A 24,824-nucleotide genomic window follows, 5' to 3' on the forward strand; every position below is an offset into this window, starting at 1 on the left:
GGGCTAACCCGTCCGGGTCAGTGCATCCTGCCCATCGGCAGCGTGGCCGACGGGCAAGATATGGGCGGGGGCCTGTCGGCCCCCGTTAGTGGTTGGGGCAAGGTCAGAGCTTGATCCAGGCATCGCTCCAGGCGCTGCCGGTACCCGGTGCATAATGGCTGGTCGAGCCGCCACACCAGCCGCTGTAGGGCCAGGGTTTGCACTCGTAGTTGCCACCGGCATTGCTGACCCGATCACCGGCCTGATAGCTGGTGTTGGGGGCATAGGCTGGGTAGTCACCTTCGCCACCGCCGCTGTTCTCTTCGGTCAGGGTGACCGGGAAGCGTTGCACCACCGGCTGCTGGCCATCTGCCAGACCGGTGATGACTACTTCGTAGCTGCCATCGGTGACATTGCTGCCCTGCAGTACCAGAGTGCTGGTGCCGTTCACTTGGCTGCTGGTGGTGCCGTGGCTGCGGCCGTTCTGCTCCAGGGTCGCGGTGATTTGGACCGGGTTGGCGGTCGTCACGTTGAAACGGATGCTGACCTGACCGTTGACTATGGTGTAGTCGGAGCCCATGGCGCTGACGGTGAAGTCGCTGCTGCCTTCGGCGGGTGGCGTTGTGCCGCCGCAGTCGCTGTCGCCCTGTACGCGCCAGACGCCCCAGTCACCCGTGGTGCCCGGCTCTTCGTTCTGGGTCCACCAGCCTGCCAGCCAGTTCTTGCCGTTGTGGCTGACGATGTCGCCACCCACGTAGACCTTCTTGGCATCCCAGCTGTTTTCACAGACGGCGCCCTGCTCCCTGACGGTCACGTTGCGCTGCTGGGTTACCTGCTGACCGGAGCTGTCGCTCACCTGATAGGTGAGGGTGTAGCGGCCGACCTTGCTGCTGTCGACGTTGCCGCTGACCTTGATTTGGGCGGTCAGGTCGCCATCTTCTTCATCATGGGCGCTGACGCCTGCCATCGGATCGAAAGCGGTACCCAGCTCCAGCGTGGTGTCGGTGACGCCGCTGAATACCGGCTTCATGCTGTAGACCTCGATGGTGCGTACCTGCTCGGTGACGTTGTTGTCGCGATCGCTCACCTTGTAGGTGAGGGGGTAGAGGCCGATGCGCTGGCTGTCTACCGAACCTTCCACCTGGATCTGGCCAGTCAGGTCGCCATCTTCCTTGTCGTTGGCGCTGACACCTGCCAGCGGATCAAAGGCGGTACCCTGCTTGATGCGGGTATCGCTCAGGCCGCTGAACACCGGCTTGCCGTTGTCGACCGGAGGCGTGATATCCTGATCGTGGATGAAGGGGCCGTAGCTCTTGATGAAGGATTCGTTGTAGGACTGACCGGCGGCGTTGCGGCCCATGTCCCAGTTGATGGACCAGGTCATCACGCCGCGCAGTGGTTGCCCCTCGCTCTTCAGGCGGTTGAAGGCGTTGTAGAGCTTCTGCGGATCCTGCACATAGCCGGTGGCGGCGGCGTCAATGTTGGTCGGAATACCGAACACCAGCTTGTCATGGGGGATCTTGTAGAAGCCGCGGGTACCGTTGCTCAGCGAATCCGCCATGTAGTAGATGAACTCTTCTTTCAGGGCATCGTTGTTCTGGGCAATCCAGCCGATCCCATCGATGTAGATACCGTCGCCACCCTGGTTGTAGAACTGAGGGTTGATCCAGTCGTAGTACCCTTCCAGATTGCGGATATAGGGGATGTAGGCGCCAGTCTGGGTCAGATAGGGGAACTCCGGCGCCATGGTGATGAGGAAGTTTTTCCCCTGGGCGCGGTAGTGATCCTTGACCAGACGCAGGGCCGCCGGGATCACGGTCTGGTTGTCGGCGGCGGTGATGGCGGCCTGTTCCAGATCGATATCCAGCCCGTCGAAGCCATAGGTCTCCACCAGACGGATGATCTCGTCGGCAAAGGCCTGCTCCTGACCCTTGCGCAGCTCGATGTGCGCATCGGCACCGCCCAGCGCCAGCAGCACGGCACGGCCCTGACGGTTCAGCTCTGCGATCTGCTCGATAAACTGGCTTTCGCTCATGCCGATGGCCGGGTCGAGCTTGAAGGTGGGGATGGGATCGCTGCCATAGACCTTCATGAAGGAGACATCGACCACGTTGTATTGCGGGTTGACCTGATCGAGCTTGACGCAGGGGGCGATACCGCCCTTGTAGCCCGAGCCGTCACACCAGTTGTGCCAATAGCCGACCACTACGCCGGACTGGGGGTTGACCATCGCCTGACCGGCACTGGCGGCATATGCCATGGGGGCGCCCATGCTGAGCAGGCAGCCAAGCAGGGATAATTTGAGTTTGTTCATCGTCTCTCCGTACGGTGCAAATGGGGCGTCGGTTGTGACCGGACGTCCCCGGGGGCAGCCCCGCTGTCATAGGTGTTTTCCCTTAGACCGGTGGCTTTGCGTCGCGCCCTTTCGGGTCACTTTGCCTTTTTCACCCGATTTCTGTGCAGCACAGAGAATCAAGTGACCTGCATGGCAGGTTGCCTATGATAGATGCTTGAAAATAAATTAATCAATAGTTGGTTTTGATTCTAATTGACTGAAAAATATTGATAATTTGTTACAGCTGCCACATTTTGTCCGTTTCCATGATTGAGCATGACGGTACTTGGCTGGCAGCTGTGGCGCCGGTAAATGGCGACTATTTGCCCCTTGAAAGTAGCGGTAAGAGCCAAAAAAGGCCCACAGATTCATCCTGTTACTGGCTGTTGATGGCAAAACTGCAGCAACGGCAGAGATCCGGGTCGCAATGGCTGGAAAAGTACAGGGTTGCGGCGGATTCCCGCTTGATTATTGCGTGGCTTGGCCACATGTTAGAAAGCCATACAGAGCTGCTAAAGCGGTCTGTTCAAGACCAAACAAGAGGTAACCGGGATGAATAACCCTTTGCTGACAATGGATTCGCTGCCCCCTTTCAGCCAGATCAAGCCGGAGCAGGTTCAGCCTGCCGTGATTCAGGCGATTGCTGACTGCAAGCAGAAGATCAGCGATGTGCTGGCCCAGCGTGATCCCCATACCTGGGATAGCCTGATTGCCCCGCTGGAAGAGGTAAATGACCGTCTGTCACGGATCTGGTCACCGGTCAGCCACCTCAACTCCGTACTCAACAGCGAAGCACTGCGCGAGGCCCATGACGCCTGCCTGCCGCTGCTCTCCGAATTCCAGACCTATGTCGGTCAGCATGAAGGGCTCTATCAGGCCTATCTGGCCCTCTCCCAGAGCGATGATTTCCCGCTGCTGAGCGGCGCCCAGCGCAAGGAGATCCAGAATACCCTGCGTGACTTCCGCCTCTCCGGCATCGGTCTGCCTGCCGAGGCGCAGCAGCGTTACGGCGAGATTCAGGCCCGCCTCTCCGAGCTGGCCTCCCGTTTCAGCAACAACGTGCTGGATGCGACCCAGGGCTGGCACAAGCTGGTGGTCGATGAAGCCGAATTGGCCGGTCTGCCCGACAGCGTGCGTGCCGCTGCCCGTCAGATGGCTGAACTTAAAGGCAAAGAGGGGTGGCTGTTCACGCTGGATATCCCCTCTTATCTGCCGGTGATGATGTATGCCGACAACCGCGAGCTGCGGGCAGAGATGTACGAAGCCTTCACCACTCGCGCCTCCGATCAGGGCCCCAATGCGGGCAAGTGGGACAACTCCGCCATCATGAGCGAGCTGCTCACCCTGCGCCGCGAACTGGCTCAGTTGCTGGGGTTCGCCAACTATGCCGAGCTCTCCCTGGCCACCAAGATGGCGGACAAGACCGAACAGGTGGTGAGCTTCCTCACCGATCTGGCGGCCAAATCCCTGCCGCAAGGCAAGGCCGAGCTGGAGGAGATTCGCGCCTTCGCCGCCGAGCAGCATGGTCAGAGCGAGCTGGCCGCCTGGGATCTCGCCTACTACGCCGAGAAGCTCAAACAGCACAAATTCTCCATCTCCGACGAGCAGCTGCGCCCCTACTTCCCCGCCAGCAAGGTGGTGAAGGGGTTGTTCGAAGTGGTGAAGCGGGTGTTCGGCATGAAGGTGCGCGAGCGCCTCGGCATCGACACCTGGCATCCTGACGTGCGCTTCTACGACATCTTCGATGCCGACGACGAGCTGCGCGGCAGCTTCTACCTGGACCTCTACGCCCGTGAGCACAAGCAGGGCGGGGCCTGGATGGATGTCTGTCTGGGTCGTCGCTACCGTCAGGATGGCTCGCTGCAAAAGCCGGTGGCCTACCTGACCTGCAACTTCAACGGCCCGGTGGATGGCAAGCCAGCGCTGTTCACCCACAACGAAGTGGTCACCCTGTTCCATGAGTTTGGCCACGGTATCCACCACATGCTGACCCGCATCGATGTGGCCGGTGTCGCTGGTATCAACGGCGTGGCCTGGGATGCGGTGGAGCTGCCGAGCCAGTTCCTGGAGAACTGGTGCTGGGAGTCCGAGGCGCTGGCCTTTATCTCCGGCCACTACGAGACCGGCGAGCCGCTGCCTGCCGATCTGCTGGAGAAGATGCTGACCGCCCGCAACTTCCAGGCGGCCATGCAGATGCTGCGCCAGCTGGAGTTCGCCCTGTTCGACTTCCGTCTCCATCAGGAGTTTGACCCGGCCAATCCGGCGCAGCTTCCGGCGCTGCTGGATGAGGTGCGCAGTCAGGTAGCAGTGATGACGCCACCGGCGTTCAATCGCTTCCAGCACAGCTTCTCCCACATCTTCGCGGGCGGCTATGCGGCGGGCTACTACAGCTACAAGTGGGCCGAAGTGCTCTCTGCCGATGCCTTCTCCCGCTTCGAGGAGGAGGGGATCTTCAACCCGGCGACCGGCCAATCCTTCCTGAAGAATATTCTGGAGAAGGGTGGCTCGAATGAGCCGATGGAGCTGTTCCGAGCCTTCCGTGGTCGTGAGCCCAAGGTGGATGCGCTGTTGCGACACAGCGGGATCGCTGCCTGAGATTCCTGACCCGCCGCCTGTGTGAGCTTCAACCAGGTACACTATTTTGCGGCATAGTGGGATCGAGTCGTGATTTCTGCGACAAAAAGGGACCTTTTGGTCCCTTTTTTCAAGGCTTTTTAATATCTTGCTGATTGCATATTTGCACTGCTCACAGCTCTTCAGTAGAGTCGTGTTCTAACCTTCAAGGAGAGAAAGCCACTTGCCATGAGGCGAGCACTCGATTCCGTCTATCAAATCATCTCAAGTCTGGCTCATTCGAGCGGCCAGGGATATTTCGATACCTTTGTGAGTGAAATCGCCGCTGCTGTGATGGCTGATGTCGTCCTGATCGCCAGCAGGGAATCAAATGCTACCCACCTGACGGTTCAGGCTGCCCATCCCTCCTCTCTTGACCCCGATACCCTGACGCTGCCAATCACTGACTCTCCCGATGCCATTACCTGGCAGGAGGGGGAAGCCTGGTTCAGCGATCGTCTGTTGCAGCTGTTCCCCGCGATGCCGCTTGCCGATGCGTGGCAGGCCCAGGCCTACGCCGGGATCGCCCTCAAGGATGCGGATGGCGAGACCATAGGCATCTGCTGCCTGCTCTATCGTCAGCCGCAGGCCAATATGACCAAGGTGATGGGGCTGCTCCGGTTGCTGGGGCCGCTGGCCGGTCGCGAACTGGCGCTGATGCTGCAACGCCAGCTGCCGCAACTCTTGCCTGATACCCCCCATGTGCTGCAGAGCATGCTGTTTCAGGCCCCGGTGGGGATCGGCAAGCTCGATCTCACCGGCCGCATTCTCTGGGCCAACCCGGCCATAGAGAAGATGTTGGGTTATCCCCTCGACGAGCTGCTTCATCGCTCCATCTCCGACATCAATCACCCGGAGGATTGGCAGCGCAGCCTTGAGTGCTACGAAGAGATCCGGCGCGGCGAGCGCAGCAGTTTCACCCAGGAGAAGCGCTACTTCTGCAAGGGGGGCGAGATCCTGTGGGGACGGGTGACTGTCACCCTGATCCGCGACGAGCAGCAGCAGCCGGACTACCTGATGGTGCTGCTGGAGAATATCGATCCCCTCAAGCGCCATGCGGAGCAGCTCAAGCTCTCCCACCGGGTCTACGACAACCTCTCCGAAGCGATTCTGGTGTGCGATGCCGACAGCCGCATCATCTCGGTCAACCCGGCCTTCGAGCAGATCACCGGCTACAGCAGCGATGAGGTGCGGGGCCAACGTCCCAGCATGCTCAAGTCCGGGCTGCACGATCAGACCTTCTATGCCGACATGTACCATGCGCTGGAGCGGGTGGGGGTGTGGCGTGGCGAGGTGTGGAACAAGCGCAAGAACGGCAAGCTCTATCCGCAGCAGCTGATGATCAGCACCCTGCGCGAAGCCGGCAAAATTCAGCAATATATCGCCATTTTCAGCGATCTTTCCCAGACCAAAGTGGCCGAGCAGAAGATCGCGACCCAGGCCAACTACGACAACCTCACCAGCCTGCCCAACCGCTGGTTGTTTGGCCGCTGCCTCACCCGCTTCTGCGAGCGGGGCGAGCGCTTCGCGCTCATGGTGCTCGACCTCAACAACTTCAAGGCGGTCAACAACAGCATGGATCACCATGCTGGCGATGCCCTGCTGCGGGAGGTCTCGGATCGACTGGTGAGCCGGGTGCGCACCGAAGATCTGGTGGCCCGCATCGGTGGCGACGAGTTCGCGTTCCTGGTGCCCGGCATCGTCACCCGCCGTCAGGCCGAGGTGTTTGCCAAGCAGGTGATTGGCAGCTTCGCCCGCCCCTTTATGCTGGCCAACCAGCATCTCTATGTGACCGCGACCATCGGCATGACCCTCTGCCCGGTCGATGGCAGCGAGAGCGACGAGTTGCTGCGCAACGCCGAACAGGCGCTGTTTGCGGCCAAGCGGCAGGGACGGTTGCTCGGTGCCTACTGCTCATCCATGCGGGAAGAGGTGCGCCAGCGCCACCAGATGCAGCAGGATTTGGCCGAAGCGATCAAGCTGGAGCAACTGACCATGGCCTACCAGCCGATCTGGGACAATCGCAGCGGACGGGTCGCCAAGCTGGAGGCGCTGGTGCGCTGGTATCACCCCCACTGGGGGCAGGTCTCCCCTGCCGAGTTCATTCCGCTGGCGGAAGAGGCTGGTCTGATTCAGGGGCTGGGGGCGCTGGTATTGTGGCAGTCGTGCCGGGATCTGGCGCGGTTGCAGCAGTCCGGTTTCCCTGATCTGCAGATGTCGATCAACCGTTCCACCATGGAGTTTCAGACCATCGACCCCGAGGCGAGTGAGTGGCTTAAGGTGATCCAGCACTTCGGGCTCGATCCTGCCGACATCGTCATCGAAATCACCGAATCTCTGCTGATGGAGAGCAGCGATCAGCACAGAGTGCGGATCGATGCCCTGCGCGAGGCGGGGTGCAAGCTGGCCATCGACGATTTCGGTACCGGCTACTCGGCCCTCAACTATCTGCGCACCTTCCCGGTCGATCTGGTCAAGATAGACCGCTCCTTCGTGCGCCATATCCCCTTCAATGAGCAGGATCGGATGCTGCTCGACGGCATCATCAACATAGTGCACAACCTCGGCATGCAGGTGGTGATCGAGGGGGTAGAGACCCGCGAGCAGCTCAACTTCCTCTGCCAGAAGGGGTGTGCCTTCACCCAGGGTTATCTGCTCAGCCGCCCGCTGGCCTATGACGATCTCATTGATTACCTCGCTCTCAACCGTCAGGGGATGAACCTCACTGTCGTGAGCTGATCCACCGCTTCTGTTATCATGGCCGCTTCTGTACGTGCCATGAGTCTGTCTCCTATGCCCCATATTCAGGTTTTCAGTGAAGTCCCCGCCCGTGATGGCGAGCTCGACGCCCTGCGTTTACGCCTTGCCGACGTGGAGTTTCCGGCTCCGTTTGCGCTGGTACTGACTGAAGATAGACTGGAACTGCGCAAGCTGGACGAGCCCAAGCTGGGTGCCGTCTATGTGGACTTCGTGGAAGGGGCGGTGGCACATCGTCGCAAGTTTGGTGGCGGTCGCGGTCAATCCATCGCCAAGGCGGTGGGGCTCAAGGCCGGTGCCACACCAACCGTGGTGGATGCTACCGCCGGGCTGGGGCGCGATGCCTTCGTACTCGCCTCTCTCGGTTGCAAGGTGACCCTGATCGAACGCAGCCCTGTGGTGGCTGCTCTGTTGCAGGACGGGCTGGCGCGGGCGGCACAGGATCCCGAGATTGGCCCCTGGGTCAGCGAGCGGATGCACCTGCTGCAAGGCCCGGCGGTGGACAACTTGCTGGCGCTGCCGGAGCGGCCCGAGGTGATCTACCTCGACCCCATGTTCCCCCACAAGCAGAAGTCGGCGCTGGTGAAAAAGGAGATGCGGGTGTTCCAGTCGCTGGTGGGGCCGGATCTTGATGCGGATGCCCTGCTGCCTGCCGCGCTCAAGATGGCGAACAAGCGGGTGGTGGTGAAACGCCCCGACTACGCCGGCTGGCTCAATGAACAGAAGCCCAGCATGGCCATCGAAACCAAGAGCAACCGCTTCGATGTCTATGTGATGGCGGCGCTGGCAGCGGGTTAACGGCCGGTGTGAGCCGCAGATGCAAAAAGGAGGGCCAACGTCATGTTGGCCCTCCTTTTTCATACTGGATTCAGTTGGTTGGCGCGAAGTGGATCAGCTTCTCTTCCCCTTGCCAGTTCAGGCGCAGGGTCGCCAGTTCTGCCAGACTGAGCCGCTCGCCACTGTGCAGCAGCAGATACTCGACCCCTTCGCTGGCTTCGATAGTGCGGATCTTGTCATCCCATTGGCGATCATCGCGGCTGGTGAGGGTCACCGGCAGTTGCCAGCTGGCAGCAATTTCGAGCCAGTCGTAGAGATCGCAGCTGATGGGTTGATAATCCGGCATGATCGGCTCCAAAACAGGCAGGTTGCTGAGTCAGGCTTCCTGTACGCGGGTCGGCCAGCCCATCTTCTGCTGGCGTTCCACTTCAAAGCGCAGCTCGCTGGCGCGCAGGTAGTGTTCATCCATCCAGCCCTTGGGCAGGGTCAGGGTCAGTGACTCCTCTTCTGCCTGCAGGGTGAAGCTGGGCACTGTGCCCTGGGTGCGGCGCATGCAGAGGATCAGCGCGATGCGCAGGATACGGGCCAGCCGGATCGCCTGACGACCGGTGACTGCACCCTGTTTCTCCAGCGGTTCCAGCTTGAATTCGTCCCGCTGGTTGAACAGCAGGGCCGACAACAGCTTCTTTTGCGCGGGAGTAAAGCCCGGCATGTCGATGTTGTCGATGATGTAGGCGGCGTGTTGCGGCGCCTTCTTGTACTCGATACAGAGGCCGATCTCGTGCAGCAGGGCCGCATAACGCAAGATCGGACGACCGTAGCGTTTGGAGAGTCGCCAGGCCGGTTGCAGCTGGTTGAACGCATCGACGGCGGTATCGCGTACTCGTTCGGCGTGCTCTTTATCCAGCTGATAGCGGCTGATCAGGCTGTCGGCGGTACGATCCCGGGCATCACAGTCGTGATTGTTGCCAAGCAGACCGTAGATCAGCCCTTCACGCAGGGCGCCCCCCGCGAGGGTCATGCTCTCGATATCGAGGGTTTCGAAGATGGCGATCAGGATGGCAAGACCGGAGGGGAATACGGTCAGCCGCTCGGCCGCCAGTCCTTCCAGTTGCAGCCGGTCGAGCTTGCCGCAGGCGATGGCCTGACCCATCAGCTCCTGGAGCTTGGGCAGGGTGACCCGCTCGCTCTTCCCTTGCGCCAGCATGATCTCTTGCAGCGCCTGCACCGTGCCGGAGGCGCCGACACAGGTACGCCAGCCGAGGGCGCGGTAATCGTCCGCCACCTTCTCCAGCACCGCCTTGGCGGCAGCAATCGCCTGCTCGAAACGGGCTTCGGAGAGCTCGCCATCACCGAAGTGATTGTTGAGCCAGGTGACGCAGCCCATGTGCAGGCTGTTGAGCAGTTTTGCTTCGCTATGTTCGCCGATCACCAGTTCGGTACTGGCACCGCCGATGTCGATCACCAGCCGGTTGCCTTCTCCGGCAGAGGTCCAGGAGACCCCTTCATAGATGGTCTTGGCCTCTTCCTCGCCCGAGATGATCTCGATGCTGTGGTTGAGTACCCGTTCAGCTTCGCTGAGGAACTCGTCGACGTTGGTGGCAAGGCGCAGTGTGGCCGTGCCCACCACTCGTATATTGTCGGCCGGAATGTCCTGCAATTGTTCGGAGAAGAGACGCAAACAGTCCCAGCCCCGCTCCATGGCGGCACGGCTGAGACGAAATTCCGGATCGAGCCCGGCAGCGAGGCGAACCTTGCGCTTGACCTTGGCGACGGTGCGCAGGGCACCGGCGACCTCGCGCACCACCAGCATATGAAAGCTGTTGGAGCCGAGGTCGATAGCGGCATAGAGAGGCGAGTTGTGCAACGGGCCTGTCCTTAGCTCTTGCGCGGCGGACGACGACGGTTGTTGCTGTTGCCACCGCCCTGACGATCCCGCATGTTGCGGTTCACCGGCTGACGGTTGCGGAACACCCGTTTCGGCGGGGTCACGTCATCCAGCAGCGCTTCACGGTCGTACTTGCTGACCGGAATGGCGTGGTGGATGTACTCCTCGATGGCCGGCAGGTTGAAGGCATAGTCTTCACAGGCCAGGCTGATGGAGTGACCGCTCTTGCCGGCACGACCGGTACGACCGATACGGTGTACATAGTCTTCGGCGTCGTCGGGCAGGTCATAGTTGAAGACGTGGGTCACGTCAGGGATGTGCAGACCACGGGCGGCCACGTCGGTGGCGACCAGAATATCGAGCGCACCCTTGGTGAAATCCTCGAGGATCTTCATCCGCTTTTTCTGCGGCACGTCACCGGTCAGCAGACCGACGCGGTGGCCGTCGTTTTCTAGCCAGGCATGGACGTCTTCACAGACATGCTTGGTGTTGGCGAAGACGATCGCTTTTTCCGGCCACTCCTCTTCCATCAGGGAGAGCAGCAGCAACATCTTGTCTTCGTTGGAGGGGTAGAACAGCTCCTCCTTGATCCGCACGCCGGTCATCTGCTCCGGCTCTACCTGCACATGTTCCGGGTGGTTCATGTGTTCGTAGGCCAGCTCCTGCACACGCAGGGAGAGGGTGGCGGAAAACAGCATGCTCAGGCGCTCGGTCGCGGGCGGCATGCGGCGAAACAGGAAGCGGATGTCCTTGATGAAGCCCAGATCGAACATGCGATCCGCTTCGTCCAGTACCACGACCTGAATGTTGCTCAGATCGATCACCTTGGACTTGAAGTAGTCGATGATGCGGCCAGTGGTGCCGATCAGGATGTCGACGCCCTGCTCCAGCACGGCCAGCTGCTTGTCGTAACCTTCGCCACCGTAGGCGAGGCCGAGTTTCAGGCCGGTAGAAGCGGCGATGCTGTCAGCATCGTTATAGATCTGTACTGCCAGTTCCCGGGTGGGTGCCATGATGATGGCTCTGGGTTGGTTAACCAGACGGGGCTTGGTCAGCGGGTGAGTCAGCAAATAGTTGAATGTCGCGGCCAGGAAGGCAATGGTCTTGCCGGTTCCTGTCTGGGCCTGACCGGCGAGGTCATGACCTTCTACCAGCAGTGGCAGAGACAGTGCCTGGATGGGCGTGCAATAGTGAAATCCCTTTGATTCCAGACCAGCCAGAACTTCGGGTTCGAGGCCCATTTGGGCGAATTTGTCGGTCGTTAAGTGTGTTTTGCTCATGGCGGTAGGTTATCAGGTTAGGCTTGCAATAATAAACAGGATCATTTCAAATAGGGCAACTATTGCCTTTGTTGATATGTCAATAAAGCCTTAATTACTGACTGGAGTTGGAGATGAGTGACAAGATTGTTCAGCTGAGCGATGCCAGCTTCGAGGCAGATGTAATCAAAGCCGATGGCGCCGTTCTGGTCGACTTCTGGGCCGAGTGGTGTGGTCCGTGCAAGATGATTGCCCCGATCCTGGAAGAAGTTGCCCAAGAGTACGAAGGTCGCGTGACCGTAGCCAAACTGAACATCGACCATAACTCTGATACTCCGCCCAAGTACGGCATTCGTGGTATCCCGACCCTCTTGCTGTTCAAGAATGGCGAAGTGGCAGCGACCAAGGTCGGTGCACTGTCCAAGACTCAGCTGAAAGAGTTCCTGGACGGCAACCTGTAATAATTAAAGAGGAGCGCATTGCAATAATGCGCTCCTTGTGTTTTATCACCTAGACGCTCATCCCGATTGGTGCTAGTTTATCGCTCGTTTGCTAACCTTTTTGCCTGACTCTTTGCTAACCACAGCCTGGCAATCAAATCCGATCAGCATCAATCCAGCAGACTGTCTCCTCATTTCAATCCTTGCTTACAGACTTTCACCACTATGAATCTGACTGAATTAAAGAACACTCCTGTGTCCGAGCTGGTCAAGCTTGGCGAATCCATGGGGTTGGAAAATCTGGCTCGGGCGCACAAGAAAGATATTATTTTTGCAATCCTCAAGGCGCACGCCAAGGGTGGTGAAGATATCTTTGGCGACGGTGTGCTGGAAATCCTGACCGATGGTTTCGGCTTCCTGCGCAGTGCAGACGGCTCCTATCTGGCAGGCCCTGACGATATCTACGTCTCCCCGAGCCAGATCCGCCGCTTCAACCTGCGTACCGGCGATACCATCTCCGGCAAGATCCGGCCACCGAAAGAGGGCGAACGCTACTTCGCACTGCTCAAGGTCAATGAGGTCAACTACGACCGTCCGGAAAACTCCCGCAACAAGATCCTGTTTGAAAACCTTACCCCCCTGCATGCCAACGAACGTCTGCGTATGGAACGGGGTAACGGCTCTACTGAAGATATCACCGCCCGTGTACTGGATCTGGCTTCCCCCATCGGTAAAGGCCAGCGTGGCCTGATCGTGGCGCCGCCCAAGGCCGGTAAGACCATGCTGCTGCAGAACATCGCCCAGAGCATCGCCTACAACCACCCGGACTGTGAACTGATCGTTCTGCTGATCGACGAGCGTCCGGAAGAAGTGACCGAGATGCAGCGCATGGTGAAAGGTGAAGTGATCGCTTCCACCTTTGACGAACCTGCTTCCCGTCACGTTCAGGTTGCCGAAATGGTGATCGAGAAGGCCAAGCGTCTGGTCGAGCACAAGAAAGATGTGGTGATCCTGCTGGACTCCATCACCCGTCTTGCTCGCGCCTACAACACAGTTATCCCGTCATCCGGCAAGGTACTGACCGGTGGTGTGGATGCCAACGCCCTGCACCGTCCCAAGCGCTTCTTCGGCGCCGCGCGTAATGTTGAAGAGGGCGGCAGCCTGACCATCATCGCCACCGCGCTGATCGATACCGGCTCCAAGATGGACGAGGTTATCTACGAAGAGTTCAAGGGTACCGGCAACATGGAACTGCACCTCTCGCGCAAGATTGCCGAGAAGCGCGTCTACCCGGCTATCGACATCACCCGCTCAGGCACCCGTAAGGAAGAGTTGCTCACCTCCGGTGACGAGCTGCAGAAGATGTGGATCCTGCGCAAGATTGTCCACCCGATGGGCGAGATCGACGGTATCGAGTTCCTCATCGACAAGCTGGCGATGACCAAGACCAACGACGAGTTCTTCGACGCCATGCGGCGCCAGCAGAAGTAAGTCCGGTCAGAAAATGACGAAACCGCGGCCCTGGTCGCGGTTTTTGTTTATCTGTTTTCCGGTCGCCCTAGTAGTATGAGATCCCGATGTCACATGGATGGAGACGTCATGAAGCCTGTTTTCTGGTTATTGCTGGGGTTGCTGAGTGCAATGCCAGCCTGCGCGCAGAGTGCACCGGTCGGGGTGACAGCCGAGACGTTGCAGACGCACCAGCGCTATCTGGCGGGCCGTCTGCAGGAGGGGCAATTTGCAGCCATCGACTCTCTGCTGGCGACCCTGAGTCGCGAGCGGCGGGAGTTCCTGCTGTTGCAGCTGCTGCGGGATATTCCCGCTACCACCCCTGCATCCCCTGCGTTGCAACAGTGGGTCGAGGCTCAGGCCGACAAGGCCCCCGAGTGGCTCATGGAGCAGCAGGTCGACGGTTTTCTGGTGCAGCAACCTGTCTATGATTTTGCCGCGCAGGCCCGTCAGTTGCTGGGGGAGTGGCAGTTGCAATCACTGATGCATCGCTATCGGCAGCTGCTTGCCCAGGGCAGCTTCCAGCTAAAGTCCATCTACTACAGCAGTAACCCCGATCTCGCCATGCAGCAGCAAGCCCTGTTGCTGGCCCTCGACACCTTGCCGCAGCCGATCTGGATGCGGGAGGCGCAAGCGCTGGCCAGCCAGAATATCTATCTGCCCGACAATCACCTGTTGTTCCATCTGTTGCAGCGCACCGGCGAACCGGCGCTCTATAGCATGCTGTGGCGGCGGCCGGCAGATCAGGATGCGCTGCGCGCACTCTCCACCATTAACCGCTTTCATCACGGCAGTGCTGCCAGCGATCTGCTGATTGCCGCCAGTGGCAACGAGGGGTTGAAGGGAGCCGCCCTGCGGCAGCTGAGCGCACTCTCCCCCTTGCCGCCGCAAGCCCAGAAATACCTGCTGGCGGAACTCTCCAACCGTCAATACGGGGCGCTGGTGGCCGGTCTGTTGATGGAGGTGGACGAGCCCCAGCTGCTCTCTGCACTGGCCAGACGCCTCGGCCATCGTGACGTGCCACCCATTGCACCGAGTCTGCTACCCGATTCGGGTACACCCGATGGGCAGCCAGGGTTATAATGCGTGACCTCCTGAACCCGGTTGGGAACTTGCATGAAATACAAGGATTTGCGTGATTTCATCGCGCAGCTGGAACAAAACGGACAACTCAAGCGGATCACCCGCGAGATAGATCCCTATCTGGAGATGACCGAGATCAGCGATCGCACCCTGCGTGCGGGTGGCCCGGCTCTGCTGTTCGAAAATCCCAAAGGCTACACCATGCCGGTGCTGACCAACCTGTTCGGTACCCCGGATCGGGTTGCCATGGGCATGGGCCAGCCCGATGTGGGCGCCCTGCGTCAGGTCGGGGTCTGGCTCTCCTATCTCAAGGAGCCCGAGCCGCCCAAGGGATTCAAGGAGCTGATGGAGAAGCTGCCGATCTTCAAGCAGGTGCTCAACATGCCGACCAAGCGCCTCTCTTCCGCCCCCTGCCAGCAGGTGGTGCAGGAGGGAGAGGCGGTCGATCTCGACCAGATCCCGATCCAGCACTGCTGGCCCGGCGATGTGGCGCCGCTGGTCACCTGGGGCCTCACCATCACCCGCGGCCCCTACAAGAAGCGCCAGAACCTCGGCATCTATCGCCAGCAGAAGATCGCCAAAAACAAGCTGATCATGCGCTGGCTGGATCACCGTGGCGGTGCCATCGATTTTCGCGAGTGGCAGGAGGCCCATCCCGGTGAGCGATTCCCGGTGGTGGTGGCGCTCGGTGCCGATCCGGCGACCATTCTCGGCGCGGTGACGCCGGTGCCGGATACTCTCTCCGAATATGCCTTTGCCGGTCTGCTGCGCGGCAGCCGTACCGAAGTGATCAAGGCCATCAGCTGCGATTTGGAGGTACCCGCCAGCGCCGAGATTGTGCTGGAAGGGTATCTGGAGCCGGGTGAGATGGCGCCGGAAGGCCCCTATGGCGACCACACCGGTTACTACAACGAGGTGGACGAGTTCCCAGTCTTCACCATCACCCACATCACCAAGCGGCGCGATGCCATCTATCACAGCACCTACACCGGCCGTCCGCCCGATGAACCGGCGGTGCTGGGTCTGGCGCTGAACGAGGTGTTCGTGCCGCTGCTGCAGAAGCAGTTTCCCGAGATTGTGGACTTCTATCTGCCGCCGGAGGGGTGCTCCTACCGGATGGCGGTGGTGACCATCAAGAAGCGTTACCCGGGCCACGCCAAGCGGGTGATGCTGGGGGTCTGGTCCTTCCTGCGCCAGTTCATGTACACCAAGTTCGTGGTGGTGTGTGATGACGACGTCAACGCCCGCGACTGGAAGGATGTGATCTGGGCCATTACCACCCGGATGGACCCGGCACGGGACACCACCTTGATCGAGCACACCCCGATCGACTATCTGGACTTCGCCTCGCCGGTCTCCGGCCTCGGCTCCAAGATGGGGCTGGATGCCACCAACAAGTGGCCGGGCGAGACCAATCGGGAGTGGGGTCAGCCCATAGTTCAGGATGAGGCGGTGAAGCAGAAGGTTGATGCCATCTGGGATGAGCTCAATATCCTCGGATGAGGCAAACATGACAGCTTTGCTGCAAAAAGTGATGCGATCCGCACTGATTTGAGTATTCTCGACTGACGGGGCCAGGGCTGCTGGTCGTCACTCCATAGTGAAACAATGAGCGAAGCGGGCCGAGCGAGCCCGCCACAAGGACAAGAATGCAACGTATCAAATGCCGCGTAGAGGAACTGCGCGAATATGTCGACACCATCTGGCATGTGGCCCTGACGCCGCAGCAAGCTATCAGCTTCAAGCCGGGCCAGTATCTGCTGGTGGTGATGAGCGATTCGGACAAGCGCCCCTTCTCCATCGCCAACTCGCCGACCCGCCCGGGCGTGCTGGAGCTGCAAATTGGTGCCACTCCCGAAAACGCCTACGCCGGTCAGGTGCTTGCCCGCATGCGCGAGCAGGGGGAGATCGAGGTCGAATTGCCGGCTGGCAAGGCGTTCCTGCGCGATGAATCTCCCCGTCCGCTGATCCTGATGGCGGGCGGCACCGGCTTCTCTTACGCCCGCTCCATTCTGGAGTACCTGATCGACACGGGCAGCAAGCGTCCGGTGTTCTTCTACTGGGGTGTGCGTCAGGCTCACTGGCTCTACGAACTGGAGCAGATGCAGCAGTGGGAGCGTGACTATGCGCCGCTCACCTTTATCCCGGTGGTGCAGGAGCCTGACGCTGACTGGACTGGCAAGAGCGGGCTGGTGCACAAGGCGATCATGGATGACTTCGTCAGCCTCCACGACTACGACATCTATGTCGCCGGCCGTTTCGAGATGGCGGGTGCCGCGCGGGAGGAGTTCAAGATCCTCGGCGCCGAGCCGGAGCGCATCTTTGGTGATGCCTACGAATTTATCTGACGGGATCCCCGCTTGGATGACGCAGCCCCCGGTTTTGCCGGGGGCTTTTTTTTGTGGCTGCCGCAGTATCGGATCGCCCTGAATGGTTGGATTATCGCGGCGTTATCCCATTATTTTTCAATATTTTGACTATGAATGGCTACTAATCAAACGTAGCTGATGGCATCTTTGTGGGGGATTGACAAGAGCATCCATAGAGCAAGCACAAGGAGGCGCAGTGTTGAGTGAAGAGGGCAGGGCATCTGCGGAGGATGACAGGGGAGAGACCGGCTCTGTCGAGCGGGTCGCAACGCTGATCCCGTCCCCTCATGGCGGTGAAATGGCTCGTTTGCAGGCAGAGATCGCCGCTTTGCAGCATGAAAACGGCCTGTTGCAGGAGAAGCTCAGTGCCGCCCTCGATGGCACCGGCATCTGTCTCTGGCAGGGCACCATTCCCACCGGCGAGCTGCGGGTCTTCAATCTGCAGAACTTTCAGGCCGGTGACATGGCTCCTCATTTCGATCAGTGGAGCGCCAAGCTCCATCCCGACGATCGCGCCCATGCCATGGGTAGCTACTTTGCCCACCTTGAGGGGAAAACCCCCTTCTATGAAGCCGAATACCGCACCATCAGCCCGGCCGGAGAGATCACCTGGCTGTGGGATAGGGGACGGGTCGTCGATCGGGATGGCGATGGCAAGCCGCTGCGGATCATGGGCTCCCATATCGATATCACCCAGCGCAAGGCTTATGAGCAGCGACTGGCGGAGCGTGCCAACAACGACGCGCTGACCGGCTTGCTCAACCGGCAGGGGTTTGGCAAGGCGTTTGCCCAGCTGCAGCCGCAAGGAGCGGGGGCGCTGCTCTTTATCGATCTGGATGATTTCAAGGGGATCAACGACCAGCTGGGCCACGCCTGCGGCGATCTGGTGTTGCAGCAGATGGCGGACTGGTTGCGCCTTATTATGCCTGGCTCGGCGCTATGTGGCCGTTACGGCGGCGACGAGTTTGTGGTGCATCTGCACCGGGATGTGTCGAGCCATGGCCTGGCGCAACTGGCTGACGCCCTGATCAGCCGGATGCACGGCTATGTGCCCAAACCCGGTTGCCCGCAACGGGTGGGGCTGAGTATCGGCATCGCCCTTTGGGAGGAGGAGCCATTGAGCTTCCGACAGGCATTGGAGGTGGCCGACCGTGCCATGTATGAGGCCAAGGCACGCGGCAAGCGGGCCTGGTATCTGCTTCAGGTGTGATGCTTTTTACAGGTTCAATTCAAAGCAAAAACCCCAGCCGAGCTGGGGTTTTTGTTATTCGCCTTTGGCGCCGAGCTGCTGCTCGAGCTGAGCCAGCTTGCTTTCGAGGGCGGCCAGTTTTTCACGGGTACGCAGCAGCACCTTGGTCTGCACGTCGAACTCTTCGCGGCTGACCAGATCCAGCTTGCCCAGCTGGGCCTGCAGTACCTGACGCATCTTCTTCTCGGCCTCTTCACCCATGCTGCGAATGCCGGGCGGCAGGGAGTTGTGCACCTGCTTGGCGATCTCTTCCAGTTTCTTCGGGTCGATCATGATGTCCTCCTTAAGCGTTGGCGGACATTCTACCGACAATTCCCTCACTTTGCCGAGATCGCGGCGGCTTTTTACCATTTGTGCTGGCAAGCAAACGCCGCCCTTCGGGGCGGCGTTCTCGTTTCTGCGGCTGCTGAAAAATCAGCCCGGCTGGTGGTTGCGATCCAGCCAGCCTTGCAGCAGGCCGACCAGCAGGCCGGTCAGGTGGGCGATGTTGGCGGTGCTGGTGCCGAGCATGTCGAAGAAGCCGAGCACCATCCAGAACAGCATAAAACCCATCAATGCCGGTGGCAGAGTGAGGCCACAGGCGGGTTGCAGCTTGCTGCGCAGCCAGCAGTAGCCGAGCAGGGCATAGACCACGCCGGAGAGGCCGCCAAACAGCGGGCCGCTGGCAAAAAACTCGGCGATATTGGGCAGGGCGGCGCCCACCAGCAGCAGGATCAGCAGCTTGCCGCTGCCGAGGCGCTGCTCGATCTGGCCTCCCAGATACCACCACCAGAGCAAGTTGAACACCAGATGGAGCACCGAGAAGTGGATCAGGGCGGGGGTGAAATAGCGCCACGCCTGCCAGTCGGTGAACTGGGCTAGCGTCGGGTGGAATGCCAGTTCATCGTAGATGGGCAGGCCGATGGCCTCGATCCCGTAGATGGCGAGACAGGCGATGATGACCACCAGCGTCAGTGGCCCCGCCTGATGGAGGAAATCGGTGATGGGGTCCGTCATCCCCTTGCTGTAGTCGATGCGGGCATCGGCGCGGCCGGATTGCCAGGAGGCCTCCATGTAGCGCGGGTGGCCCGGCTCGGCCAGAAAGCGCTTCACCTCCAGCTGGGCCTGAGCGAGGCGTTGCTCGTCCGCCAGCCAGATGGTGACCCCCAGCTCGGACTGGGTCAGCTCGCAGGAGATGCCCAAGGTCGCCAGATAGTCTACCAGCGCCTGTGCCATGCGGGCGTTGTCGAGCACCAGCAGCTGGATCATGCCTCGCCTGCCTCGATGGGAAACTCCCGGCGCCACGCCTCGAAGCCGCCATCCAGACTGTAGACCTCGTCATAACCCTGTTGCAGCAGGTATTGGGCCGCCCCCTGACTGCTGTTGCCGTGATAGCACATCACGATGACCGGGGTATCGAAATCCACTTCATTCATAAAGCGCACCAGCGTGCCGTTGGTAAGGTGGAAGGCGCCGACCGCGTGGGCCGCTTCAAAGGATTGCGGGTCGCGAATATCCACCAGACGGGCTTCACCCGAGCTCAGTTTCTGGTAGGCATCATGGGCATTGATATGGGCAAACTGGTCCATCGGGATGTCCTGCGAATAGGTTGATTACGGGCCAGTGTACCGCAAGCTTGGGCGCAAACTAACCCCACAAAAGATAAGGGAGCCAGCGGCTCCCTTGTTGATATGGCATGCGGGGCAGTGGGTTAACCGCCCAGATAGGCCTGCCGCACTGCCGGGTTGGCCAGCAGGGCGGCGCCCGTGTCTTGCAGCACCACGTGGCCGTTCTCCAGCACATAGCCGCGGTCGGCCAGCTTGAGCGCCTGGTTGGCGTTCTGCTCCACCAGAAAGATGGTCATCCCCTTCTGCCGCAACTGTTCGATGGTGTCGAAGATCTGCTGGATGACGATGGGGGCCAGCCCCAGCGAGGGTTCATCCAGCAGCAGCAGGCGCGGTTTGCTCATAAGGGCGCGGCCGATGGCCAGCATCTGCTGCTCGCCGCCGGACATGGTGCCCGCCCGTTGTTGCAGGCGCTCGTGCAGGCGCGGGAACAGGGTAAACACCTGATCCAGCAGGCCATGCTGCTCGGCCTTGTCGACGAAGAAGGCGCCCATCAGCAGGTTCTCCTCCACCGTCAGGCGGGCGAAGATGCGACGCCCCTCCGGCACCACGGCGATATCCTTGCGCATGATGCGGGCGGTGGTGAGGGAGCTGATCTGTTCCCCCTCAAACCAGATGGAGCCGCTGCTGGGCTTGGGTTCGCCGCAGAGGGTCATCAGCAGGGTGGTCTTGCCTGCGCCGTTGGCGCCGATCAGGGTGACGATTTCCCCCTCTTTCACCTCGACGCTGACATCGTGCAGTGCCTGAATTTTGCCGTAGTGGGTCGATACGTTGCGAAGTTCTAACATCTTTTTGTCCTTACGACTCGCCCAGATAGGCCTTGATCACTGCCGGGTTGTTGCGGATCTCATCCGGCTTGCCGTGGGCCAGCGGGGTGCCCTGACTGACCACGAAGATGCGGTTGGAGATGCCCATCACCAGCTTCATATCGTGCTCGATCAGCAGCACCGAGACCCCGAATTCGTCCCGCAGGCTCATGATGAGCTCGTCCAGCTCGTCGGTCTCCTTCGGGTTGAGACCGGCGGCCGGTTCGTCCAGCATCAGCAGCTCGGGACGGGTCGCCATGCAGCGGGCGATCTCGAGGCGGCGCTGCTGACCGTAGGCCAGATTACCGGCGGCGCGGTTGGCAAGATCCTTGAGGCCCACTTTATCCAGCCAGAAGGCGGCCCGCTCCAGCCCCTCCTGCTCGGCACGGCGGAAGGCCGGGGTCTTGAACAGACCGGCGATAAAGCTGGTGTTGAGGTGCTGGTGCTGGGCAACCAGCAGGTTCTCCACCGCTGTCATCTCCTTGAACAGCCGCACGTGCTGGAAGGTACGCACAATCCCCTTGCGGGCGATGAGGTGGCCGGGCAGCCCCTGGATCTCCTCACCCTTGTAGCGGATGGTGCCGCCGCTCGGGCTGTAGAAGCCGGTCAGGCAGTTGAAGATGGTGGTCTTGCCCGCGCCGTTGGGGCCGATGATGGAGATCACCTCGCCCTTGTCGATATCCAGTTTGACCCCGTTGACGGCCAGCAGGCCCCCGAAGCGCATCGACAAATCAGAGACTTCCATTAACTTCTGATGAGTACTCATTTCTTCAACTCCAGATGCGGACGGGTCATCGGCAGCAATCCTTGTGGCCGCCAGATCATCATGAACACCATCAAGAGGCCGAACATCAGCATGCGATACTCGTTGAATTCGCGGGCCAGCTCCGGCAGCACCGTCATCACGATGGCAGCCAGCACCACCCCGATCTGGGAGCCCATGCCACCCAGCACCACAATCGCCAGCACAATGGCCGATTCGATAAAGACGAAGGATTCCGGGCTGATAAAGCCCTGCCGCGAGGCAAAAAAACTACCCGCAAAACCGGCGAAGGTAGCGCCTATGGTGAAGGCGGTCAGCTTGATGATGGTGGGGTTGAGTCCCAACGATTTGCAGGCGATCTCGTCTTCCCGCAGCGCTTCCCAGGCGCGGCCAAGGGGCATGCGCAGCAGGCGGTTGATGACGAACAGGGTCACCACCACCAGCACCAGCGCCATCAGGTAGAGGAAGATCACCTTGTGGTTGGCGTTGTAGGTAATGCCGAAGAAATTGTGGAAGGTATCAAAGCCCCCATCCTTGACGGTGCGGTTGAACTCCAGACCCCCCAGCGTCGGCTTGGGGATGCCGGAGATCCCGTTCGGGCCGCCGGTCAGGGTAGTCATGTTGTTGAGCAGGATGCGGATGATCTCGCCAAAACCCAGGGTGACGATGGCCAGATAGTCCCCCCGCAGCCGCAGCACCGGGAAACCGAGCAGGAAGCCGAAGGTCGCGGCCATCAGCCCGGCGATGGGCAGGCACTCCCAGAAGCTCAGTCCGAAGTAGGTGTTGAGCAGGGCATAGCTGTAGGCGCCGACCGCGTAGAAGCCGACATAGCCGAGATCGAGCAGACCGGCGAGGCCGACCACCACGTTCAGCCCCAGCCCCAGCATGATGTAAATCAGGGTGAGGGTGGCGAGATCGATGGCGCCGCGAGAAGCCATAAAGGGCCAGCTCACCGCGAACAGCAGCACCAGCACGGCGGTGAGGTTATAGAGCTTGGGCGCCTCTTCCGGGCTCGGCAGCACCAGCTTGGTGAAGCCGACCGAGAAGCCGCTGATGGAGGCCTGAAACAGCTTGGCGATCTGGCCGCGCAGCATCTGGAACCAGAAAACGAGGGTGGCGCCCCCCAGTAGCCAGGCCAGCGACACATCGAGGCGGCTCACTACCTGCAGGCTGGAGCCATCGGTCTCCAGCTTGAAGCCGAGCAGCCAGAAGGAGAGCACCAGCAACACCAGGCTGGCGATACAGGCGTGGATAAATTGATGTTTCATCACACTTTCTCCACTTCCGGACGACCCAGAATGCCGGTCGGCATAAAGAGCAGCACAAAAATGAGCAGGGCAAACGCCATCACATCCTTGTACTCGGTGCTGAGATAACCGGCGGTGAGCGCTTCAACCACGCCGAGCAGCAGGCCGCCCAGTACGGCGCCCGGAATGCTGCCGATACCGCCCAATACAGCGGCAGTGAAGGCCTTCAGACCGGCCATAAAGCCGAGGTAGGGGTTGATGACGCCGTAATACATGCCGAGCAGCACCCCGGCGACGGCGGCCAGCGCGGCCCCCAGCACGAAGGTGATGGAGATGACCACGTGGGTGTCTATCCCTAACAGGTTGGCCATCTTGATATCTTCCGAACAGGCGCGGCAGGCGCGGCCCATGCGGGAGCGGCCGATGAACTGGGTCAGTGCCAGCATGGTGATGAAAGTCACCACGAAGATAATCAGCTGCATATAGGAGAGGCTGGCCTGAAAACCATCTTCACCCCCCAGGGTCCAGCCACCGGAGATCAGGCTGGGCATGGCGATATCCCGTGAGCCCTGCGCCATTCGCATCATGTTCTGAAGGAAGATCGACATGCCGATGGCGGAGATGAGGGGGATCAGCCGGTTGCCACCGCGCAGTGGCCGGTAGGCGACCCGCTCGATGCTCCAGCCATAGGTGCCGGTGATGATGATACTGACCAGGAAGGCGCCCCCCAGCAGTAGAAAGGTGCTGTCGATGCCCATCATCATGAGCCCCGCCATCACCATAAAAGCGACATAGGAGCCGATCATGTAAACCTCGCCGTGGGCGAAGTTGATCATGCCGATGATGCCATAGACCATGGTGTAGCCAATGGCGATCAACGCATAGGTGCTGCCTATGGTTAATCCGTTCAGCAGTTGCTGAACCAGATAGAGGAGGTGTTCGGACATACTGCGTTCCCTGTACTTGCCCGCAAAGAGAGGAGGGGGTGAGCGTACTCACCCCCGATCGGCAGATTATTTGACTTGGCTGGAAGTACCGTCAGCGTGCCACTGGAACACACCGAATTCGAAGCCTTTCAGGTCACCGTTCGGTGCCCAGGTCAGGGGGCCCATCACGGTATCGATCGGCGCAGCCTTGATGGCGGTGGCAACGGCAGCCGGGTCATCTTCACCCGCCTTGGCGATACCGGCTGCCAGGGTTTGCACCGCTGCATAGGTGGTCCAGACGAACGGGCCGGAGGAGTCCTGACCCTTGGCCTTGAACGCCGCCACCAGCGGGGCGTTGGCAGGTACCAGATCGTATTTGTTCGGCAGGGTCACCAGCAGGCCTTCGGAAGCCGGGCCACCGATGGCGGAGATATCCTTGTTACCCACCCCTTCCGGGCCCATGAACTTGGCTTTCAGCCCCTTCTCGCCAGCCTGACGCAGGATCAGACCCAGCTCAGGGTGATAGCCGCCGTAGTAGACGAAATCGACGTTCTCTTTCTGCAGCTTGGCGATCAGGGCGGAGAAGTCCTTGTCACCGGCGGTGATCCCTTCAAAGGCCACCACTTTCACGCCAGCCTTGTCGAGCGCCGCTTTGACGCTGGAAGCGATCCCTTCGCCATACTGCTTCTTGTCGTGGATAACGGCCACGCGCTGGGGTTTGACCTGCTCGATGATGTACTTGGCGGCAGTCGGGCCCTGATCGCTATCCAGGCCTATGGTGCGCAGGGTCAGCTGGTAACCGCGCTCGGTGATCTTGGGGTTGGTGGAGGCAGGGGTGACCATCAGGATCCCCTCGTCTTCATAGATGTCGGAGGCGGGCAGGGTGTTGTCGGAGCAGAGGTGACCGACCACGAACTTGACGCCGTCGTTCACCACCTTGTTGGCAACGGCCACCGCCTGTTTGGGATCGCAGGCATCGTCATAGACGACCGCTTCGATCTGCTTGCCATTGATGCCGCCAGCCTTGTTGATCTGCTCGACCGCCATCTTGCCGCCGGTGAACTGCATGTCCCCGTACTGGGCGACCGGGCCGGTGACCGGGCCTGCGATACCTATCTTGATGGTGTCTGCCGCGTGGGCGATGGAGATCGATCCAAACAGAGCCAAAGAAACCGCTGCGCCAACTGTGATTTTGCTCAACTTATGCATTGATTCGTCCC

General features: G+C 60.3%; 21 protein-coding genes and 1 riboswitch. Of the genes, 9 read left to right on the top strand and 12 right to left on the bottom strand.

The window, feature by feature from the left end; genetic code table 11:
• Positions 1 to 103: 103 nt before the first annotated feature.
• Positions 104 to 2,293: an immunoglobulin-like domain-containing protein gene (locus ACTG2S_RS01805; protein WP_439981914.1), complete on the bottom strand. Its 2,190-nt coding sequence runs from the start codon at positions 2,291 to 2,293 to the stop codon at positions 104 to 106.
• 50 nt (positions 2,294 to 2,343) lie between these two features.
• A riboswitch (cyclic di-GMP riboswitch) is annotated at positions 2,344 to 2,429 on the bottom strand.
• A 437-nt stretch (positions 2,430 to 2,866) separates the two neighbouring features.
• Here ACTG2S_RS01805 and prlC point away from each other — a divergent pair.
• The 3 genes from prlC (at position 2,867) to ACTG2S_RS01820 (ending at position 8,482) form a co-directional block, all read left to right on the top strand.
• Entirely contained in the window at positions 2,867 to 4,909 is a 2,043-nt protein-coding gene (prlC, locus tag ACTG2S_RS01810) for an oligopeptidase A (protein WP_274161388.1), read from the top strand.
• 207 nt (positions 4,910 to 5,116) lie between these two features.
• Complete coding sequence (locus ACTG2S_RS01815; protein WP_139410875.1) at positions 5,117 to 7,666, top strand: putative bifunctional diguanylate cyclase/phosphodiesterase; 2,550 nt, start codon at positions 5,117 to 5,119, stop codon at positions 7,664 to 7,666.
• A 54-nt stretch (positions 7,667 to 7,720) separates the two neighbouring features.
• A complete protein-coding gene (locus ACTG2S_RS01820; RefSeq protein WP_376870081.1) occupies positions 7,721 to 8,482 on the top strand; it encodes a class I SAM-dependent methyltransferase in 762 nt (253 codons plus the stop codon).
• Positions 8,483 to 8,552: 70 nt separating this feature from the next.
• Here the strand turns inward: ACTG2S_RS01820 and ACTG2S_RS01825 are convergent, their stop codons facing one another.
• The 3 genes from ACTG2S_RS01825 to rhlB are packed head-to-tail and all read right to left on the bottom strand — an operon-like array spanning position 8,553 to position 11,629.
• A complete protein-coding gene (locus tag ACTG2S_RS01825) occupies positions 8,553 to 8,807 on the bottom strand; it encodes a Rho-binding antiterminator (RefSeq protein ID WP_202005422.1) in 255 nt (84 codons plus the stop codon).
• A 30-nt stretch (positions 8,808 to 8,837) separates the two neighbouring features.
• A complete protein-coding gene (gene gppA / locus ACTG2S_RS01830; protein ID WP_245148509.1) occupies positions 8,838 to 10,328 on the bottom strand; it encodes a guanosine-5'-triphosphate,3'-diphosphate diphosphatase in 1,491 nt (496 codons plus the stop codon).
• Positions 10,329 to 10,339: 11 nt separating this feature from the next.
• The gene (gene rhlB, locus ACTG2S_RS01835; protein WP_005339414.1) at positions 10,340 to 11,629 is read right to left on the bottom strand and encodes an ATP-dependent RNA helicase RhlB; all 1,290 of its coding nucleotides are present in this window, start codon (positions 11,627 to 11,629) and stop codon (positions 10,340 to 10,342) included.
• 113 nt (positions 11,630 to 11,742) lie between these two features.
• On the opposite strand from rhlB, the gene trxA reads away from it, so the two are divergent.
• The 6 genes from trxA to ACTG2S_RS01865 all read left to right on the top strand — a co-directional run bounded on the left by trxA (position 11,743) and on the right by ACTG2S_RS01865 (position 18,219).
• A complete protein-coding gene (trxA, locus tag ACTG2S_RS01840; RefSeq protein ID WP_005339416.1) occupies positions 11,743 to 12,069 on the top strand; it encodes a thioredoxin TrxA in 327 nt (108 codons plus the stop codon).
• Positions 12,070 to 12,273: 204 nt separating this feature from the next.
• On the top strand, positions 12,274 to 13,539 hold the full coding sequence (gene rho / locus ACTG2S_RS01845) for a transcription termination factor Rho (RefSeq protein WP_005339417.1): 1,266 nt from the start codon (positions 12,274 to 12,276) through the stop codon (positions 13,537 to 13,539).
• A gap of 108 nt (positions 13,540 to 13,647) precedes the next feature.
• Entirely contained in the window at positions 13,648 to 14,640 is a 993-nt protein-coding gene (locus ACTG2S_RS01850; protein ID WP_151286472.1) for a hypothetical protein, read from the top strand.
• A 33-nt stretch (positions 14,641 to 14,673) separates the two neighbouring features.
• Entirely contained in the window at positions 14,674 to 16,143 is a 1,470-nt protein-coding gene (ubiD, locus tag ACTG2S_RS01855; protein ID WP_005357294.1) for a 4-hydroxy-3-polyprenylbenzoate decarboxylase, read from the top strand.
• A gap of 146 nt (positions 16,144 to 16,289) precedes the next feature.
• Positions 16,290 to 16,988: an NAD(P)H-flavin reductase gene (gene fre, locus ACTG2S_RS01860; RefSeq protein WP_042054686.1), complete on the top strand. Its 699-nt coding sequence runs from the start codon at positions 16,290 to 16,292 to the stop codon at positions 16,986 to 16,988.
• Positions 16,989 to 17,205: 217 nt separating this feature from the next.
• Entirely contained in the window at positions 17,206 to 18,219 is a 1,014-nt protein-coding gene (locus ACTG2S_RS01865) for a GGDEF domain-containing protein (protein WP_439981916.1), read from the top strand.
• Between the two features lie 54 nt (positions 18,220 to 18,273).
• On the opposite strand, the gene ubiK is transcribed toward ACTG2S_RS01865, so the two are convergent.
• The 8 genes from ubiK to ACTG2S_RS01905 all read right to left on the bottom strand — a co-directional run bounded on the left by ubiK (position 18,274) and on the right by ACTG2S_RS01905 (position 24,813).
• Complete coding sequence (gene ubiK, locus ACTG2S_RS01870) at positions 18,274 to 18,531, bottom strand: ubiquinone biosynthesis accessory factor UbiK (RefSeq protein ID WP_005339429.1); 258 nt, start codon at positions 18,529 to 18,531, stop codon at positions 18,274 to 18,276.
• A gap of 141 nt (positions 18,532 to 18,672) precedes the next feature.
• Positions 18,673 to 19,506: a rhomboid family intramembrane serine protease GlpG gene (gene glpG / locus ACTG2S_RS01875; RefSeq protein ID WP_005342430.1), complete on the bottom strand. Its 834-nt coding sequence runs from the start codon at positions 19,504 to 19,506 to the stop codon at positions 18,673 to 18,675.
• Positions 19,503 to 19,826, bottom strand: a complete 324-nt coding sequence (gene glpE / locus ACTG2S_RS01880) for a thiosulfate sulfurtransferase GlpE (RefSeq protein ID WP_201948262.1) — start codon at positions 19,824 to 19,826, stop codon at positions 19,503 to 19,505. The genes glpG and glpE overlap by 4 nt, the downstream gene beginning before the upstream one ends.
• Before the next feature lie 122 nt (positions 19,827 to 19,948).
• Positions 19,949 to 20,650 (bottom strand): ABC transporter ATP-binding protein, encoded by a 702-nt coding sequence (locus ACTG2S_RS01885; protein ID WP_005342433.1) that lies wholly within the window; start codon positions 20,648 to 20,650, stop codon positions 19,949 to 19,951.
• A gap of 10 nt (positions 20,651 to 20,660) precedes the next feature.
• Entirely contained in the window at positions 20,661 to 21,434 is a 774-nt protein-coding gene (gene livG / locus ACTG2S_RS01890) for a high-affinity branched-chain amino acid ABC transporter ATP-binding protein LivG (protein WP_005357323.1), read from the bottom strand.
• A complete protein-coding gene (locus ACTG2S_RS01895) occupies positions 21,431 to 22,699 on the bottom strand; it encodes a high-affinity branched-chain amino acid ABC transporter permease LivM (RefSeq protein WP_005355922.1) in 1,269 nt (422 codons plus the stop codon). Before ACTG2S_RS01895 ends, livG begins: the two co-directional genes overlap by 4 nt.
• Complete coding sequence (livH, locus tag ACTG2S_RS01900) at positions 22,699 to 23,625, bottom strand: high-affinity branched-chain amino acid ABC transporter permease LivH (protein ID WP_005339439.1); 927 nt, start codon at positions 23,623 to 23,625, stop codon at positions 22,699 to 22,701. The genes ACTG2S_RS01895 and livH overlap by 1 nt, the downstream gene beginning before the upstream one ends.
• A 66-nt stretch (positions 23,626 to 23,691) precedes the next feature.
• A complete protein-coding gene (locus ACTG2S_RS01905; protein ID WP_236297790.1) occupies positions 23,692 to 24,813 on the bottom strand; it encodes a branched-chain amino acid ABC transporter substrate-binding protein in 1,122 nt (373 codons plus the stop codon).
• Between the last annotated feature and the right edge of the window lie 11 nt (positions 24,814 to 24,824).

Source organism: Aeromonas sp. 82P (assembly GCF_051919365.1).
GTDB lineage: Bacteria > Pseudomonadota > Gammaproteobacteria > Enterobacterales > Aeromonadaceae > Aeromonas > Aeromonas veronii.

Coding starts and splice junctions, on each gene's coding strand:
- rho (WP_005339417.1), top strand. CDS start 12,274: ATGAATCTGACTGAATTAAAGAACACTCCTGTGTCCGAGCTGGTCAAG.
- glpG (WP_005342430.1), bottom strand. CDS start 19,506: ATGATCCAGCTGCTGGTGCTCGACAACGCCCGCATGGCACAGGCGCTG.
- ACTG2S_RS01805 (WP_439981914.1), bottom strand. CDS start 2,293: ATGAACAAACTCAAATTATCCCTGCTTGGCTGCCTGCTCAGCATGGGC.
- ACTG2S_RS01825 (WP_202005422.1), bottom strand. CDS start 8,807: ATGCCGGATTATCAACCCATCAGCTGCGATCTCTACGACTGGCTCGAA.
- ubiK (WP_005339429.1), bottom strand. CDS start 18,531: ATGATCGACCCGAAGAAACTGGAAGAGATCGCCAAGCAGGTGCACAAC.
- ACTG2S_RS01820 (WP_376870081.1), top strand. CDS start 7,721: ATGCCCCATATTCAGGTTTTCAGTGAAGTCCCCGCCCGTGATGGCGAG.
- glpE (WP_201948262.1), bottom strand. CDS start 19,826: ATGGACCAGTTTGCCCATATCAATGCCCATGATGCCTACCAGAAACTG.
- ACTG2S_RS01815 (WP_139410875.1), top strand. CDS start 5,117: ATGAGGCGAGCACTCGATTCCGTCTATCAAATCATCTCAAGTCTGGCT.
- rhlB (WP_005339414.1), bottom strand. CDS start 11,629: ATGAGCAAAACACACTTAACGACCGACAAATTCGCCCAAATGGGCCTC.
- livG (WP_005357323.1), bottom strand. CDS start 21,434: ATGAGTACTCATCAGAAGTTAATGGAAGTCTCTGATTTGTCGATGCGC.
- ubiD (WP_005357294.1), top strand. CDS start 14,674: ATGAAATACAAGGATTTGCGTGATTTCATCGCGCAGCTGGAACAAAAC.
- fre (WP_042054686.1), top strand. CDS start 16,290: ATGCAACGTATCAAATGCCGCGTAGAGGAACTGCGCGAATATGTCGAC.
- trxA (WP_005339416.1), top strand. CDS start 11,743: ATGAGTGACAAGATTGTTCAGCTGAGCGATGCCAGCTTCGAGGCAGAT.
- livH (WP_005339439.1), bottom strand. CDS start 23,625: ATGTCCGAACACCTCCTCTATCTGGTTCAGCAACTGCTGAACGGATTA.
- ACTG2S_RS01905 (WP_236297790.1), bottom strand. CDS start 24,813: ATGCATAAGTTGAGCAAAATCACAGTTGGCGCAGCGGTTTCTTTGGCT.
- ACTG2S_RS01850 (WP_151286472.1), top strand. CDS start 13,648: ATGAAGCCTGTTTTCTGGTTATTGCTGGGGTTGCTGAGTGCAATGCCA.
- ACTG2S_RS01895 (WP_005355922.1), bottom strand. CDS start 22,699: ATGAAACATCAATTTATCCACGCCTGTATCGCCAGCCTGGTGTTGCTG.
- ACTG2S_RS01885 (WP_005342433.1), bottom strand. CDS start 20,650: ATGTTAGAACTTCGCAACGTATCGACCCACTACGGCAAAATTCAGGCA.
- prlC (WP_274161388.1), top strand. CDS start 2,867: ATGAATAACCCTTTGCTGACAATGGATTCGCTGCCCCCTTTCAGCCAG.